Source organism: Kitasatospora aureofaciens (genome assembly GCF_019192735.1).
GTDB lineage: Bacteria > Actinomycetota > Actinomycetes > Streptomycetales > Streptomycetaceae > Kitasatospora > Kitasatospora aureofaciens_A.
The window spans coordinates 92,292-107,267 of sequence record NZ_JAHTKP010000003.1 but is presented as its reverse complement, the minus strand read 5'-3'; the positions used below and the strand labels follow the sequence as shown (position 1 = coordinate 107,267).

Below are 14,976 nucleotides of genomic sequence, written 5' to 3'. Positions count from 1 at the left end.
GCTGCTCCTGAATGGTGATGGGAGTTGTGGTGTCACGGGCCTGCGCAGGCCCTACCACAGGGACGAGAAGGGCTGATCAGCCCTCGACGGTGATGCCCATCGACCGGGCGGTGCCGGCGATGATCTTCTCCGCGGCGTCCAGGTCGTTGGCGTTCAGGTCGGGCATCTTGGTGGTGGCGATCTCGCGGACCTGGGCGCTGGTGAGCTTCGCGACCTTGGTCTTGTGCGGCTCGCTGGAGCCCTTGTCGATACCGGCGGCCTTCAGGATGAGGCGCGCGGCCGGCGGCGTCTTCGTGATGAAGGTGAAGGAACGGTCGTCGTAGACCGTGATCTCCACCGGCACGATCATGCCGCGCTGCGACTCGGTCGCAGCGTTGTAGGCCTTGCAGAACTCCATGATGTTGACGCCGTGCTGACCCAGCGCGGGGCCGACCGGCGGCGCCGGGTTGGCCGCACCGGCGTTGATCTGGAGCTTGATAAGCCCCGTGATCTTCTTCTTCTTGGGAGGCATGTCTCTCCGGGTCCTTCCGAGAGGTGATTGCTGGTGCGTGCGGAACCGGGGCGACACCCGGCCGCCAGCACACACATCGGACCAGGCTAACGCGTCCGCGCCGCTGGACCAAAACGAATCCGGGGCAGGGCCCTCGGCCCCGCCCCGGATCCAAAGACCGTATGACTAGTTCTTCTGGATCTGGTCGAAGGAGAGCTCGACCGGGGTCTCCCGGCCGAAGATCTCGACCAGGCCCTTGACCTTCTTCGAGTCGGGGTTGATCTCGTTGATGGTCGCCTGCAGGGTCGCGAACGGGCCGTCGGTGACAGTGACCGAGTCGCCGACCTCGAAGTCGAGCACCTGGATCTCGCTCGGCTTGATCGGCGAGGGCTTGCCGGCCTCCTTGGCCGCCTGGCGCTCCACGTCGGGGGCGAGCATCTTGACGACCTCGTCCAGGGTCAGCGGGTACGGGTCGTAGGCGTTGCCGACGAAGCCGGTGACACCGGGGGTGTTGCGCACGACGCCCCAGGACTCGGGGGTGAGGTCCATGCGCACCAGGACGTAGCCGGGGAGCTTGTTCTGGCGGATGGTCTTGCGGTCGCCGTTCTTGATCTGGACGACCTCCTCCTGCGGCACCTCGGCCTGGAAGATGTACTCCTCGACGTTCAGCGAGACGGCGCGCTGCTCCAGGTTCTGCTTCACCCGGTTCTCGTAGCCGGCGTAGGTGTGGATCACGTACCACTCGCCCGGCATGAAGCGCAGGTCCTCGCGGAACTTGGCGACCGGGTCGACCTCGACGGCCTCCTCGACCACGGTCTCCTCGGCGACGGTCTCCTCGGCGACGGTCTCGTCGGCGGCGGGCTCCTCGTCGGCCTCCACGTGCAGCGCGGCCTCCTCGGCCGGCTCGCCGGCCTCGGCCTCGTCGTACGCCTCGACCTCGTCGTACGCCTCGACCTCGTCCTCGTCGCCGTCCGCGGCGTCCACGATCTGCTCGGCGGACTCGGCGTCGTCAGCCAGCTCGGCCGCGTCCAGCTCGGCGGCGACATCCGCCTCGCGGACGGTCTCGTCGGCGTCGTACAGGGGGGACTCAGACACGGTGGCTGCTTCTTTCCTGGAGATGGTGAAGGTGGCGCGCTCCGGAACGGGCCCCGCGCGCCCCGCTCGCGCGGGCGCCAGGAGACGTCTCGGAGACTTCAACAGTACCGAGTCAACGGTAGCGGCCGTGTACGTCCGGCGCAGACAGCTCGACCCGGACCGAGAATCGGCCCGGGTCGGGAAGCGTTTCGAAGGTGGACGGCTCGGTCAGCCGAAGATAAACAGGCTGAGCTTGGAGAAGCCGTAGTCCAGACCGGCCACGAAGGCCATCACAACCACGACGAAGGAGACCACGACCGCGGTGTAGTTCGTCAGCTCGCTGCGGGTGGGCCAGACGACCTTGCGGAGCTCGGCGATGATCTGGCGGTAGAACAGGCCGATCCGGGCGAACAGACCCATCTTGGCCCGCTTGCCGGACTTCTTGTCGCCAGAGCGGTTGGCACGCTTGCGGTCGCGGCGCGAGAGCGCCTCGCCCTCGGCAGGCGTGGTCTCGGCAGCGCCGTCGGCCCCCTCGGGGTTGCCGCTCTCAGGCGTTGCGGTGGAGCCCGTGGTCTCCGTCACTCGTCCTCACCTGAATCCGGGTCCTGCCGAGCATCACCTGCGTACCCGATGGGGCACGAGCTAGCCGGCGAAAGCGGTGCTGTTCGGTGCCCTCTCCGCATCAAGCCCGCTCGCTCCGTGGAGCGAACGGGCTGAAAACGGATCAAGCAGCAGGGCAAGAGGGACTTGAACCCCCAACCGCCGGTTTTGGAGACCGGTGCTCTACCAATTGAGCTATTGCCCTACGGTGCCTCGCGGCTCCGGTAGCGACCAACCTACCGCATCTCCCGCCGCTGTCTGCACATGCGGTGAAAGCTCCGGTCTTTTTCGGTGGGCCGTCGAGCAGTGAGTGTACGTGGTCGAGGGGTGTTTGGTCGAACCTCTTCTTCTTCACGCGCTGGTTGCCCGGCATATGTCCGGCATGCCCGCATGATCACCGCCGGATCACCGGAGGCCGCGATCCGGACGGCCCGGTACGGATGGTGAAACCGCGCTGCCCGGTCCGTCCCGGTTCTGCGACGATGCAGGCATGAGCGCTTCCACCCCGCAGCCCGACCCCTCCCTCCGCCCCGCCGACCGCCGGGTCTCCGCCCGGATCGGCGCGATCGCCGAGTCCGCGACCCTCGCCGTGGACGCCAAGGCCAAGGCCCTCAAGGCGGCCGGCCGGCCGGTGATCGGCTTCGGTGCCGGCGAGCCCGACTTCCCCACCCCGGACTACATCGTCGAGGCGGCCGTCGAGGCCTGCCGCGACCCCAGGAACCACCGCTACACCCCGGCCGGCGGCCTGCCCGAGCTGAAGGCCGCGATCGCCGCCAAGACGCTGCGCGACTCCGGCTACCGGGTGGACCCCGCCCAGGTGCTCGTGACCAACGGTGGCAAGCAGGCGATCTACGAGGCGTTCGCGGCGATCCTGGACCCGGGCGACGAGGTCATCGTCCCGGCCCCGTACTGGACCACCTACCCGGAGTCGATCCGGCTGGCCGGCGGTGTCCCGGTGGAGGTCGTGTCCGACGAGACCACCGGCTACAAGGTTTCGGTCGAGCAGCTGGAGGCCGCCCGCACCGAGAACACCAAGGTGGTGCTCTTCGTCTCGCCGTCCAACCCGACCGGCGCGGTGTACACCGAGGCCGAGGCCGAGGCGATCGGCCGCTGGGCGCTGGAGCACGGCCTGTGGGTGCTCACCGACGAGATCTACGAGCACCTCGTCTACGGCGACGCCGCCTTCACCTCGCTGCCGGCCCTGCTGCCCGAGCTGGCCGACAAGTGCATCGTGGTCAACGGTGTCGCCAAGACCTACGCGATGACCGGCTGGCGGGTGGGCTGGGTGATCGGCCCCAAGGACGTCATCAAGGCCGCGACCAACCTGCAGTCGCACGCCACCTCGAACGTCTCCAACGTCGCCCAGCGCGCCGCGATCGCCGCCGTCAGCGGCGACCTCTCCGCGGTGCACGAGATGCGCACCGCCTTCGACCGCCGCCGGAAGACGATCGTGCGGATGCTGAACGAGATCGAGGGCGTCATCTGCCCCGAGCCCGAGGGCGCGTTCTACGTCTACCCGTCCGTCAAGGGCCTGCTGGGCAAGGAGATCCGCGGCAAGCGCCCGCAGGACTCCAGCGAGCTGGCGTCGCTGATCCTGGACGAGGCCGAGGTCGCGGCCGTCCCGGGTGAGGCCTTCGGCACCCCCGGCTACCTGCGGTTCTCCTACGCGCTCGGCGACGCCGACCTGGTCGAGGGCATCGGCCGGATCCAGAAGCTGCTCGGCGAGGCCCGCGACTGACGTCAATCCGACGTGCCGGTTTCACCGGCGTACCGCCCTCTTTTCACCCCATCGGGGGACGAGAAGAGGGCGGTTCCCGTTTGGGGGCCCGATACGGCAGTATCGGCGAATGGAACGCCTGTTGAATCCGCGAGACGTCAGGGACCTTCCGAAGGCCCATCTGCACCTGCACTTCACCGGCTCGATGCGCCCCGCCACCCTGCTGGAGCTGGCCGACAAGCACGGCGTCCGGCTGCCGGAGGCACTCAGTTCCGGCGAGCCGCCCAAACTGCGGGCGACCGACGAACGCGGCTGGTTCCGCTTCCAGCGCCTCTACGACACCGCCCGCTCGGTGCTCCGGGACGAGGACGACATCCGCCGGCTGGTCCTGGAGACCGCGCAGGACGAACGGCGGGACGGCTCCCGCTGGCTGGAGATCCAGGTCGACCCGACCTCGTACGCGCCCCGGCTGGGCGGGCTGATCCCCGCGCTGGAGCTGATCCTGGACGCCGTCGAGCAGGCCGCCGAGGCCACCGGGGTGGGCATCCGGGTGCTGGTCGCGGCGAACCGGATGAAGTCCCCGATGGACGCCCGGACGCTGGCCCGGCTCGCCGTCCGCTACACCGACCGCGGTGTGGTCGGCTTCGGCCTCTCCAACGACGAGCGCCGCGGCCTCGCCCGGGACTTCGACCGGGCCTTCGAGATCGCCCGCAAGGGCGGGCTCATGGCCGCCCCGCACGGCGGCGAGCTGGCCGGGCCGGAGTCGGTCCGGGACTGCCTGGACGACCTGGGCGCCGGCCGGATCGGCCACGGCGTCCGGGCCGCCGAGGACCCGCGGCTGATGCAGCGGCTGGCCGACCGCCAGGTCACCTGCGAGGTCTGCCCGTCGTCCAACGTCTCCCTGGGCGTCTACGAGCGCCCCGAGGACGTCCCGCTGCGGAAGCTGTTCGACGCGGGCGTGCCGCTGGCGCTCGGCGCGGACGACCCGCTGCTGTTCGGCAGCCGGCTGGCCGCCCAGTACGACCTCGCCCGCGACGTCCTGGGCTTCGGCGACACCGAACTCGCCGAGCTGGCACGGCAGTCGGTGCGCGGCTCGTGCGCGCCGGAGACCGTCCGCAAGGAACTGCTGGCGGACATCGACGCCTGGCTGGCCGACGGCAGCGCCGACCGGAGCGTCACCCCGTAGCGAGCCTCAGGCCTCGGAGGACGTCCTGCTCAGAGCGCGACCCCGACCATGACCGGCTCGTTGACCAGCTCCACCCCGAAGGCCTCCCGCACCCCGTCCCGGATCTCCCGGGCGAGTGCGAGCAGGTCCTCGGCGGTGGCGGAGCCGCGGTTGGTGAGCGCCAGCGTGTGCTTGGTGGAGAGCGTCGCCGGGCCGCTGCCGTAGCCCTTGCCGAAGCCGGCCCGGTCGATCAGCCAGGCGGCCGAGGTCTTGGTGCAGCCCTCCGGCGCCGGGTAGGCGGGGGCGTTCTCGGTGCCGGGACGGGTGCGGAAGGACTCGTACTGCGCGGCCGTGAGCACCGGGTTGGTGAAGAACGAGCCCGCCGACCAGGTGTCGTGGTCCGCCGGGTCCAGCACCATGCCCTTGCCGGAGCGCAGGCCGAGCACCGCGTCGTGAGCCTTCTCCAGCGGCACCCGCTCGCCCTGCTCGACGCCGAAGTGCTTCGCCACCTCGACGTACTTGACCGGGCTGGAGAGCCCGTCGTTGTGGGCGAGGGCGAACCGCACCCGCAGCACCACGTAGCGGTCCGGCTCGGCCTTGAAGCGGCTGTGCCGGTAGGAGAACGCGCACTCGGCGTTGCCCAGCGTGACCACCTCGCCCGCCGTGCGGTCGTACGCGACCACCTCGGTGATCGTCTGCGCGACCTCCTGGCCGTACGCCCCGACGTTCTGCACCGGGGTGGCACCGGCCGAGCCGGGAATCCCCGCCAGGAACTCGACACCGGCCAGCCCGTGCTCGCGGACCGCCCGGGTCACCGCCTCCGACCACACCTCCCCGGCCGCCAGCTCCAGCACGGTCCCGTCCAGCGCGAACCCGGAGGTGGCGATCCGCAGCACCGTCCCGGGGAACCCGGCGTCCCCGATCACCAGATTCGAGCCGCCACCGAGAACCAGCAGCGGCTCACCCGCCGCATCGGCCTCCCGGACGGCGGCGATCACCTCGTCATCGGTGTACGCGGTCACCAGCCGCCGGGCCGGCCCACCGAGCCGGAGCGTGGTCAGCGGAGCAAGCGGAGCGTCGTTTTCTACCAGCACGCCCACCAGCGTACGGGTGAAGAGGAAAGGGCTTCCCATCGGCAACCCTTTCCTCCCGGCCACGTCGTCCTCAGGTCCGCGCGGCTGCAACCGGCTTCCCCGCCGGCTCCACCGCCGGCTCCACCGCCGGGGCCGCCGCCGGGGCCGCCTTCCGCCGACGCGGGATGAGCGCCGCACAGACCGCCCCGACCCCGACGGCCGCCGCACCGACGTACAGCGCGGGCACCAGACCGTCCGTGAAGGCCTGCGCCGACTGGTAGCCGCCCTGCGCCGAGAACACCGCCGAGAGGACGGCGATCCCGAGTGCCCCGCCGACCTCGCGCACCGCGTTGTTGGCGCCGGAGGCGATCCCCTGCTCCTGCGGCCGGACGCTCGCCATCACCAGGTTGGCGGTCGGCGCGAAGTACAGCGACATGCCGATCCCGCAGATCACGATCGCGGGGATCTGGGCCGGGTAGTCGAACCCGGTCGCGCCGTCGGTGACCGCCGCGTAGAGCGCCAGTCCGGCGGCCTGGAGCACCAGCCCGGTGACCACGATCGGCCGGCCGCCGATCCGGTCCGAGAGGATGCCCGCGACCGGGGCGACGAACAGCGGCATCGCCGTCCACGGGAGCATCCGCAGCCCCGCCTCCTGCGGGCTGTAGCCGCCGACGCCCTGAAGGTGCTGGCTGATCAGGAAGATCGAGCCGAACATCCCGAGGAACATCAGCAGGCTCGCCGCGTTGACGGCGGAGAAGGCCCGGCTGCGGAACAGCCGCATCGGCAGCATCGGGTGGGCGGCCACCCACAGCTCGTACCCGACGAAGGCGGCCAGCAGCACGCCGCCGCCGATCAGCGCGGTGAGCACCAGCGGGCTGGTCCAGCCGTCCGGGTTGCCGCGGATCAGACCGAGCACGATCCCGAACATCCCGAGGCTGACCAGCACGGTGCCGGGCCCGTCCAGGGCCGGGCTGGTCCCGCGGCTCTCGCTGAGCCGGCGGGCGGCGAGCGGCAGCAGGGCGAGGCCGATCGGGACGTTCAGCCAGAAGATCCACTGCCAGGAGAAGTGCTCGGTCAGGGAGCCGCCGATCAGCGGTCCGGTGGCGACGGCGAGGCCGGTGACGCCGGACCAGATGCCGAAGACCAGCCCCCGTTTGGCCTCGGGCACGGCGGTGGTGAGCAGGGTGAGGGTGAGCGGCATCATCACCGCTGCCCCGGTGCCCTGGACGGCCCGGGCCGCGATCAGCGCGCCGATGCCCGGGGAGAGCGCGGCCGCGGCGGAGCCGGCGGTGAAGACCGTGAGACTGGCGAGGAAGAGCCGGCGGCGACCGAACCGGTCACCGAGGGCGGCTCCGAACATCAGGAGGACGGCGAAGCTCAGGGTGTAGGCGCTGACCGTCCATTCGAGGTCGGACAGCCCGCCGCCGAGCTCCTCGCGGATCGACGGCAGTGCGGTGGTGACGACCAGGTTGTCCAGGCTGGCCATGAAGCCGGCCGTGCTGACGATCACCAAAGTCCAGGTCGCGGCTCTGCCGAGGGCCGGTTTCTCCGGCATGACTCCCCCAACTCCTCAAGGTAGTTATTGATCAATAACTTTCATGGGCCGAAAAAGGGCCGCGCGGACACCACCGTGCGGCCCGCTACTCGCACCCGTCGTGCTGGTCGAAGCCGTCCCACATCCGGTCCTCCCGGGGATAGCCCAGGGCGACCAGCGTGTTGACCAGCATTCCGTACGCCATGAACTGCGTGGCGTCCTTCACGTCGCCGCCGACGCGGATCCGCACCCGCTCGAACAGCTCTCGCCAGAGCTTCCGGGCAGCCTCCCCGATGTCCCCCTCGCCGGCCATCTCGGCGGCGAACACCGAGACATAGAGCTGCATCTGCATCATCAGCCGCTCGCGGTCCTCGACCAGGCCCGCGTAGGCACGGGACATCGCCACCCTGGCCTCCTCGCCGGTGAGCCCGGCCGAGGCCTCGTCGAAGACCTTCCAGGTCTCCTCGATGCAGCGCTCGGCGGCGGCGGCGAAGATGGCCTGCTTGCTCGGGAAGAGCCGGAACAGGTACGGCTGCGAGACGCCCACCCGGCGGGCGATCGTCTCGGTGGAGGTGCCGCGGTACCCGCTCCTGGCGAACTCGATCATCGCGGCACGGATGACGCTCTCGCGCCGTTCCTCCGCGCTCATCCGCATGCTCGTCCTCGCCATGAGATCAAAGTTAGTGGCCAATCACTACCTACGCAAGGCCCGAGCCGCCCACGGCGGGGAGGCCCCGCCGCGGGCGGACGGAGGGTAGGGCAGGCTAAGCCAGGCGGACGACGGCCCTGGACAGGCCGAGGACCTTCTGGCCGCCGGTGGTGGCGAGGAGGTCGATCTGGACCTTGCGGTCGTCGAGGAGCTTGGCGACCTTGCCGCTGACCTCGATCACCGCACCCACGCCGTCGTTGGGGACCGGGACCGGGCGGGTGAAGCGGACTCCGTACTCGACGACGGCGGCCGGGTCGCCGACCCAGTCGGTGACCACGCGGATCGCCTCGGCCATGGTGAACATGCCATGGGCGATGACGTCGGGGAGGCCGACCTCCAGGGCGAACTTCTCGTTCCAGTGGATCGGGTTGAAGTCGCCGGAGGCGCCCGCGTAGCGCACCAGGGTGTCGCGGGTCACGGGGAAGGACTGCGCCGGCAGCTCGGTGCCGACCTCGACCTCGTCGTAGCTGATCGCCATCGTGCTCACTCCCCCGCCTCGTCGGCGGCCCGGGCCACCAGGGTCATGACCGACGTCACCACGTGCTCGCCGGTCGCGTCCGTCACCTCGCCGCGGACGGTGAGCACGTCGTTGCCCGCCAGCGACTTGATGTTGTCGATGGTCACCACGACCGACAGCCGGTCGCCGGCCCGCACCGGGCGGGTGTACGCGAACTTCTGGTCGCCGTGCACGACCCGGCTGAAGTCCAGGCCCAGCTCCGGGTCCTCGACCACCTGGGCCGCCGCCCGGTAGGTGAGCACGAACGGGAAGGTCGGCGGGGCGATCACGTCCGGGTGGCCGAGCGCCTTGGCCGCCTCCGGGTCGGTGTAGGCGGGGTTCCCGTCACCGACGGCGACGGCGAACTCGCGGATCTTCTCCCGGCCGACCTCGTACGGCTCGGTCGGCGGATAGGTCCGCCCGATGAAGGAGGGATCGAGCGCCATGGCAGCTCCTCGAAGACGCGGTGGATACGCGGGTGGATACGCGGGTGGATACGAAAAAGACTCCGGACCGCACCCAGTGAGGGATGCGGCCCGGAGTCGAAGACCTGAGTTCACACAGGCCCGATGCCCTGCGACAGGGTCAGCGGGTCTCGCGGTGCGCGGTGTGCGAGTTGCAGCGGGGGCAGTGCTTCTTCATCTCAAGACGGTCCGGGTCGTTGCGCCGGTTCTTCTTGGTGATGTAGTTCCGCTCCTTGCACTCCACGCAGGCCAGCGTGATCTTCGGGCGGACGTCGGTGGCAGCCACGGGAGTGCCTTCCTTGGACAACGAATAAGAACACAACAAGAGTAGCCGACCGGGAGTGCGATCTCCCGACCGACTACGCGGGGTAGCGGTGACCGGACTTGAACCGGTGACACAGCGATTATGAGCCGCTTGCTCTACCAACTGAGCTACACCGCCACAGTGATCCGCAGCACAGCCGAAGCTGACTGCTTTTCACCAGAGCCCCCATGCGGAATCGAACCGCAGACCTTCTCCTTACCATGGAGACGCTCTACCGACTGAGCTATAGGGGCGAACGAGGAAGAGATTACACGTTCCGCGCCCAGAGGTGAAATCCGTATCCCGGCGCGAAGACCGCAGGTCGGCGAGGTGGACGTCCGAGCGATCCAAGGCCCCGCGTTCGATCGGCCCACGCGCCTCGCGGCCCGACCCGATACGACTATTGCCCGCCTCCCTGCGCCCCGCCCCCGCGCGCCATAGGCTCGACGCTCATTGATCGGGACGGCCTGGCACCCGACGGGCCAGCGCGAGAAGGAGCCGGCGATGGACAGCGCAGCCGCCGACGGGCCGCGCCCGGGGCCCGACCCGGCGGCCAACCCGCTAGGGCACGGTCCGGTCCTCCTGCTCACCGGCGCCCGGCTGGCCGACGGGCGGGTGGTGGACGTCCGGATCAGCGGCGACCGGATCCAGGCCGTCGGCACCGTCGGCAGCCTCGGCCCGCTGCCCGCGATGCCCGGCACGCCCACCGTCACCACCGGCGCCCGGATCGACCTCAAGGGCTACCTGCTGCTGCCGGCCCCGGCCGAGGCGCACGCCCACTACGACGTCGCCTTCTCCGCCGCGCTGCCCACCCCGCCGCCGGAGACGTCCACCGACCTCACCCGCCGGGTCACCGAGGCCGCGCTCACCTCGCTCGGCTACGGCGCCACCGCCCAGCGCACCCACGTCCGGATCGGCGACGTGCACGGGCTGCGCCGGCTGGAGGCGGTGCTCACCGCCCGGCAGGCGCTGCGCGGGCTGGCCGAGCTCCAGGCGGTGGCGATGCCCCGGCTGCTCACCGGCCGGGCCGGGGCGGACGGCCGGGCGCAGCTGCGCGACGCGCTCAAGCTGGGCGCCACCGCGGCCGGCGGCTGCCCGGAGCTGGACCCGGATCCGTCCGGGTACGTGCAGGTGCTGCTGGAGGCCGCCCGGGAGGCGGACTGCCCGGTGGACCTGCACACCACCGCCGGCGACCCGGCCCAACTCGCGCGGCTGGTCGGCGCGTTGGCGCCGCTGCGGCCGCGGGTGACGCTGGGCCCGTGCGGGTCGCTGGCCCGGGGTGCGGCGACGGTGCTGGCCACCGCCGGGGTGCGGGTGGTGTGCCTGCCGCAGAACGGCGGCTGCTCCGGGCTGGAGGGGCGCTCGACGGGCCTGCGGCCGGGCCTGCTGCGGGAGTTGACGGAGGCGCGGGTGCCGCTGTCGGCGGGCAGCGGCGCGCTGCGGGACCAGGCCAACCCGGTCGGCCGGGCGGATCCGCTGGAGGCCGCGTACCTGCTGGCGGCGAGCGGGGCGCTGGACCCGGAGGCGGCGTACGACGCGGTGGCGAACCAGGCGCGGCTGGCGCTCGGGCTGCCGCCGGTGCGGGTGGACGCCGGGTTCCCGGCGGAGCTGCTGGCGGTGCGCGGGGACAGCCTGGCCGGGGCGCTCGCGGGCGGGCACAGCCGGCTGGTGGTGCACAGCGGGCGGGTGGTCAGCCGGACCAGCGCGGTACGGGAGTTCGCGGACACCGTGGTCCTGGCGCTGCCGCGGCAGTCGGGGAGTACGGGCGGGGGCTGAGCCGGCCCGACAAAGACGCAGCGGAACGGCCGGAAAGGCGTAGGGGCGCGCGAGTGAATCGCGCGCCCCTCCCCCACCTGCTGGCCGCCTTGCGGCGGCGGGAGCGGTCCCCGGCCTCCCCCACATTGGAGCCGGGCCCGCTCGGACAACACTGACGCTACGCCCGCGAATGACCGTCCCTGACCGGCCTTGACGCTCTCCTGTCGGCGAACGACCGGCTCTTGACGGGTCGTTAACGGATCGGCCGATCAGGGCTCGTAGCGGTACCCGATGCCCGGCTCGGTGATCAGGTGGCGCGGCCGGGCCGGGTCGCGCTCCAGCTTGCGGCGCAGCCCCGCCAGGTAGACCCGCAGGTAGTTGCCGCGCCCCTCCTGGGCCGGCCCCCACACCTCGCGCAGGATCTGCTTGCCCGGCACCAGCCGGCCCGGGTTGGCGAGCAGCAGGGCGAGGATGCGCCACTCCGTCGGGGTGAGCCGGACCGGGCCTGCCGGGCCGGTGACGGTGGTGGCGGCGAGGTCCACGGTGTGGTCGCCGATCACCGGCTGGAGCAGCGGGACCCCGCCTAACGGCCGGCGCAGAACGGCACGCAGCCGGGCCAGCAGCTCCTCCATCTGGAAGGGCTTGGTGAGGTAGTCGTCCGCGCCCGCGTCGAGGGCGTCCACCTTGTCGGCGGCGCCGGAGCGGCCGGAGAGCACGATGATCGGCATCGCGCTGTGGCTGCGCAGGCCGCGCAGGACGTCCATGCCGTCCAGGTCCGGCAGGCCGAGGTCGAGCAGGACGGCGTCCGGGGAGGTGTGGGCGGCACGGTCCAGCGCCTCGCCGCCGCTGGCGGCCGTCCGGACGGCGTAGTGGCGGGCGCTGAGGTTGATCCGCAGGGTGCGCAGTAGTGCCGGCTCGTCGTCGACGATCAAAATCTCACTCATGCGTCCTCCTCGCTTCGCTCGGCGGTCGCTTCGCGAGACACGCACCTTCCGACGATTCGTTCTCCCCCAGCCTTCGGCCGGGGGTACCCCCATCGCTCACTCATGCACAGGCTCCTCCCGAGCGGCGGCGGGCAGGGTGAGCAGCATCGTGGTGCCGCCGCCCGGGGTGTCCTCGACCTCCAGGCTGCCGCCCATGGCCTCGGCGAGGCCGCGCGAGAGGGCGAGGCCCAGGCCGACGCCGGTGGTGTTGTCGGTGTCGCCGAGGCGCTGGAACGGCAGGAAGACCCGGTCGCGGTCCTCGGGGGCGATGCCGGGGCCGCGGTCGATCACCCGGATCTCGACCAGGTCGGCGTGGTGGCTGGCGGTGACCAGGACGGGCGCGCCGGGCGCGTTGTGGCGCAGCGCGTTGGTGATCACGTTGGCGAGGACCCGCTCCAGCAGCGGCGGGTCGGCGAGCACCGGCGGGGCAGTGTCCAGGTCGAGCGGCTGGACCGGCGCGTACGGGTCGGGGAGGCTGTCGAGCGCCCGGGGCAGGATCTCGTCGAGGTGGGTCTCGGTGAGGTGCAGGGTGAGCGCGCCGGCCTGGAGGCGGCTCATGTCGAGCAGGTTGTCGACCAGGCGGGTGAGCTTGACCAGCGACTCGTCGGCGGTGGCGAGGAGTTCGGCCTGGTCCTCGGACGAGAACTCGACGTCGGGGCTGCGCAGCGAGCCGACCGAGGCGAGCGCAGCGGCGAGCGGGGTGCGCAGGTCGTGGCTGACGGCGGCGAGCAGGGCGGTGCGCATCCGGTCGGCGGCCTTGATCGGCTCGACCTCGGCGGCGACCACGGCGAGCCGATCGCGCTCCAGCGCGGCGGCGACGTGGGCGGCGAAGGCGGTGAGGACGCGCTGGTCGGCGGCGGGCAGGCGACGGCCGGTGAGCACCAGGACGGCGTCGGGGCCGACCGGCACCTCGGTGGTCTCGCTGTTCTGCCCGGCGCCGGGATGCTCCGCCTCGCAGTGGGCCAGCACCTCGCCGCCGGTGCGGGAGAGCAGGGCGACGGAGTCCATGCCGAAGGCCGTCCGGGACTTCTCCAGCAGCGCGGGCAGCGCGTCGGCGCCGCGCAGCACGCTGCCGGCCAGGGTGGAGAGCGTCTCGGCCTCGGCGGTGGCGCGGGCGGCCCGGCTGGTGAGCCGGCTGGCGTGGTCGACGACGGTGGAGACGGCGAGCGCGACGGCGGCGAAGACCACCAGGGCGACGATGTTGTTGGTCTCGGTGATGGTCAGGGTGTAGACGGGCGGGATGAAGAAGTAGTTGAGCAGCAGCGAGGCGATGACCGCGGCCAGCAGCGCGGAGGTGGCGCCGCCGAGCAGGGCGACGATGACCACGCCGAGCTGGAAAATCAGGGCGTCGGTGGTGAGGTTCACCGAGTGGTGCGCCTGGGAGAGGATCCCGGTCAGCACCCAGGGCAGCACGAAGCCGGCGACGTAGCCGGCGATGGTGCGGCGCTTGGAGTGGCGGCGGCCGAGCGAGGGCAGCCGGCCTCGGCCGGTGAACTCGTGGGTGACCATGTGGACGTCGATGTCCTCGGAGGCGTCCACGGTGGTCTCGCCGATGCCGGGGCCGGTGAGGAAGCGGTTGATCCGGCCGCGGCGGCTGGTGCCGAGCACCAGCTGGGTGGCGTCGTGGGCGCGGGCGAAGGCCAGCAGCGCGGTGGGGATGTCGTCGCCGACCACCACGTGGTAGCTGCCGCCGAGGGTCTCGACCAGCTGCCGCTGCTGGGCGAGCGCGCCGGAGGAGGCGCCGGCCAGGCCGTCGCTCCTGGTCACGTGGACGGCCAGGAGCTCGCCGCCGGCGGTGCGGTCGGCGATCCGGGCGGCGCGGCGGATGATCGTCTCGCCCTCGGGGCCGCCGGTGAGGGCGACCACGACGCGTTCGCGGGTCTCCCAGACCCGGTCGATGTTGTGGTTGGCCCGGTAGTCGCGCAGGCCCTCGTCGACCCGCCCGGCGACCCAGAGCAGGGCGAGTTCGCGCAGGGCGGTGAGGTTGCCGACCCGGAAGTAGTTGGAGAGTGCCGCGTCCACCTTCTCCGCCTTGTAGACGTTGCCGTGGGCCATGCGGCGGCGCAGCGCCTGCGGGGCCATGTCGACGAGTTCGATCTGGTCGGCCCGGCGGACCACCTCGTCCGGGACGGTCTCGCGCTGCGGGATCCCGGTGATCTTCTGGACGACGTCGTTCAGCGACTCCAGGTGCTGGATGTTGACGGTGCTGATGACGTCGATGCCGGCGGCGAGCAGGTCCTCGACGTCCTGCCAGCGCTTGGCGTTGCGGCCGCCGGGGATGTTGGTGTGCGCGAGTTCGTCGACCAGGACGACGGCGGGGCGGCGGGCGAGCACGGTGTCGAGGTCCATCTCCTCGAACTCGGCGTCCCGGTAGGAGCGCCGGACCCGCGGCAGGACCTCCAGGCCGGTCAGCATGCCCTCGGTGTAGCGGCGACCGTGGCACTCGATGTACCCGACGACGACGTCGGCCCCGCGCTCCTGTCTGCGCCGGGCCTCGTCGAGCATCCGGTAGGTCTTGCCGACCCCGGGGGCGGAACCGAGGTACACCCGCAGCCGGCCGCTGCGGGTGCCGGTGCCTGGGGTGAGGTCGCGGGCCATGGGCGCTGCTCTTT

The 14,976-nt window shown here is 71.6% G+C and carries 14 protein-coding genes and 3 tRNA genes; 3 read left to right on the top strand and 14 right to left on the bottom strand.

Features of this window, described 5'->3' with window-relative positions:
• Positions 1-76 precede the first annotated feature (76 nt).
• From rplK to KV557_RS04505, 4 genes are all read right to left on the bottom strand, one after another.
• Positions 77-511 carry a 50S ribosomal protein L11 gene (rplK, locus tag KV557_RS04520; protein ID WP_218198317.1) on the bottom strand — a complete coding sequence of 145 codons (435 nt, stop codon included), beginning with the start codon at positions 509-511 and terminating at the stop codon, positions 77-79.
• 165 nt (positions 512-676) lie between these two features.
• Positions 677-1,585, bottom strand: coding sequence for a transcription termination/antitermination protein NusG (gene nusG / locus KV557_RS04515; protein ID WP_218198316.1), 909 nt, complete (start codon positions 1,583-1,585; stop codon positions 677-679).
• A 207-nt stretch (positions 1,586-1,792) separates the two neighbouring features.
• Positions 1,793-2,146 carry a preprotein translocase subunit SecE gene (gene secE, locus KV557_RS44375; protein ID WP_308129766.1) on the bottom strand — a complete coding sequence of 118 codons (354 nt, stop codon included), beginning with the start codon at positions 2,144-2,146 and terminating at the stop codon, positions 1,793-1,795.
• Positions 2,147-2,296: 150 nt separating this feature from the next.
• A tRNA-Trp gene (locus KV557_RS04505) sits at positions 2,297-2,369 on the bottom strand.
• A gap of 285 nt (positions 2,370-2,654) precedes the next feature.
• Between KV557_RS04505 and KV557_RS04500 the strand changes: the two genes are divergently transcribed.
• Together KV557_RS04500 and KV557_RS04495 are read left to right on the top strand one after the other, a co-directional pair.
• Positions 2,655-3,902, top strand: coding sequence for a pyridoxal phosphate-dependent aminotransferase (locus KV557_RS04500; protein WP_218198315.1), 1,248 nt, complete (start codon positions 2,655-2,657; stop codon positions 3,900-3,902).
• A 109-nt stretch (positions 3,903-4,011) separates the two neighbouring features.
• Positions 4,012-5,067, top strand: coding sequence for an adenosine deaminase (locus KV557_RS04495; protein WP_218198314.1), 1,056 nt, complete (start codon positions 4,012-4,014; stop codon positions 5,065-5,067).
• Between the two features lie 29 nt (positions 5,068-5,096).
• On the opposite strand, the gene KV557_RS04490 is transcribed toward KV557_RS04495, so the two are convergent.
• The 8 genes from KV557_RS04490 to KV557_RS04455 all read right to left on the bottom strand — a co-directional run bounded on the left by KV557_RS04490 (position 5,097) and on the right by KV557_RS04455 (position 9,880).
• Entirely contained in the window at positions 5,097-6,179 is a 1,083-nt protein-coding gene (locus tag KV557_RS04490) for a UDP-N-acetylmuramate dehydrogenase (protein ID WP_218198313.1), read from the bottom strand.
• Between the two features lie 31 nt (positions 6,180-6,210).
• The gene (locus KV557_RS04485; RefSeq protein ID WP_218198311.1) at positions 6,211-7,674 is read right to left on the bottom strand and encodes an MFS transporter; all 1,464 of its coding nucleotides are present in this window, start codon (positions 7,672-7,674) and stop codon (positions 6,211-6,213) included.
• Between the two features lie 85 nt (positions 7,675-7,759).
• Positions 7,760-8,323 carry a TetR/AcrR family transcriptional regulator gene (locus KV557_RS04480; protein ID WP_256176934.1) on the bottom strand — a complete coding sequence of 188 codons (564 nt, stop codon included), beginning with the start codon at positions 8,321-8,323 and terminating at the stop codon, positions 7,760-7,762.
• Positions 8,324-8,417: 94 nt separating this feature from the next.
• Positions 8,418-8,840, bottom strand: a complete 423-nt coding sequence (locus KV557_RS04475) for a MaoC family dehydratase (protein WP_218198310.1) — start codon at positions 8,838-8,840, stop codon at positions 8,418-8,420.
• A gap of 5 nt (positions 8,841-8,845) precedes the next feature.
• The gene (locus tag KV557_RS04470) at positions 8,846-9,304 is read right to left on the bottom strand and encodes a MaoC family dehydratase N-terminal domain-containing protein (protein ID WP_218198308.1); all 459 of its coding nucleotides are present in this window, start codon (positions 9,302-9,304) and stop codon (positions 8,846-8,848) included.
• 139 nt (positions 9,305-9,443) lie between these two features.
• Positions 9,444-9,608: a 50S ribosomal protein L33 gene (gene rpmG / locus KV557_RS04465; RefSeq protein WP_006604855.1), complete on the bottom strand. Its 165-nt coding sequence runs from the start codon at positions 9,606-9,608 to the stop codon at positions 9,444-9,446.
• 83 nt (positions 9,609-9,691) lie between these two features.
• Positions 9,692-9,764: transfer RNA gene (locus KV557_RS04460), tRNA-Met, on the bottom strand.
• A 43-nt stretch (positions 9,765-9,807) separates the two neighbouring features.
• Positions 9,808-9,880, bottom strand: a tRNA-Thr gene (locus KV557_RS04455).
• 250 nt (positions 9,881-10,130) lie between these two features.
• Here KV557_RS04455 and KV557_RS04450 point away from each other — a divergent pair.
• Complete coding sequence (locus KV557_RS04450; protein ID WP_218198306.1) at positions 10,131-11,402, top strand: hydrolase; 1,272 nt, start codon at positions 10,131-10,133, stop codon at positions 11,400-11,402.
• Between the two features lie 248 nt (positions 11,403-11,650).
• Here KV557_RS04450 and KV557_RS04445 read toward each other — a convergent pair whose 3' ends face one another.
• Both KV557_RS04445 and KV557_RS04440 read right to left on the bottom strand, forming a co-directional pair.
• On the bottom strand, positions 11,651-12,325 hold the full coding sequence (locus KV557_RS04445; protein WP_218198304.1) for a response regulator: 675 nt from the start codon (positions 12,323-12,325) through the stop codon (positions 11,651-11,653).
• A gap of 96 nt (positions 12,326-12,421) precedes the next feature.
• The gene (locus KV557_RS04440) at positions 12,422-14,962 is read right to left on the bottom strand and encodes an ATP-binding protein (RefSeq protein WP_218198303.1); all 2,541 of its coding nucleotides are present in this window, start codon (positions 14,960-14,962) and stop codon (positions 12,422-12,424) included.
• Positions 14,963-14,976 lie beyond the last annotated feature (14 nt).

What these genes read in the sequence shown, in the direction of transcription:
- KV557_RS04440 (WP_218198303.1), bottom strand. Translation starts at nt 14,962, where the DNA reads ATGGCCCGCGACCTCACCCCAGGCACCGGCACCCGCAGCGGCCGGCTG.
- KV557_RS04490 (WP_218198313.1), bottom strand. Translation starts at nt 6,179, where the DNA reads ATGGGAAGCCCTTTCCTCTTCACCCGTACGCTGGTGGGCGTGCTGGTA.
- KV557_RS04500 (WP_218198315.1), top strand. Translation starts at nt 2,655, where the DNA reads ATGAGCGCTTCCACCCCGCAGCCCGACCCCTCCCTCCGCCCCGCCGAC.
- KV557_RS04485 (WP_218198311.1), bottom strand. Translation starts at nt 7,674, where the DNA reads ATGCCGGAGAAACCGGCCCTCGGCAGAGCCGCGACCTGGACTTTGGTG.
- KV557_RS04495 (WP_218198314.1), top strand. Translation starts at nt 4,012, where the DNA reads ATGGAACGCCTGTTGAATCCGCGAGACGTCAGGGACCTTCCGAAGGCC.
- KV557_RS04445 (WP_218198304.1), bottom strand. Translation starts at nt 12,325, where the DNA reads ATGAGTGAGATTTTGATCGTCGACGACGAGCCGGCACTACTGCGCACC.
- rplK (WP_218198317.1), bottom strand. Translation starts at nt 511, where the DNA reads ATGCCTCCCAAGAAGAAGAAGATCACGGGGCTTATCAAGCTCCAGATC.
- KV557_RS04450 (WP_218198306.1), top strand. Translation starts at nt 10,131, where the DNA reads ATGGACAGCGCAGCCGCCGACGGGCCGCGCCCGGGGCCCGACCCGGCG.
- KV557_RS04480 (WP_256176934.1), bottom strand. Translation starts at nt 8,323, where the DNA reads ATGGCGAGGACGAGCATGCGGATGAGCGCGGAGGAACGGCGCGAGAGC.
- KV557_RS04475 (WP_218198310.1), bottom strand. Translation starts at nt 8,840, where the DNA reads ATGGCGATCAGCTACGACGAGGTCGAGGTCGGCACCGAGCTGCCGGCG.
- KV557_RS04470 (WP_218198308.1), bottom strand. Translation starts at nt 9,304, where the DNA reads ATGGCGCTCGATCCCTCCTTCATCGGGCGGACCTATCCGCCGACCGAG.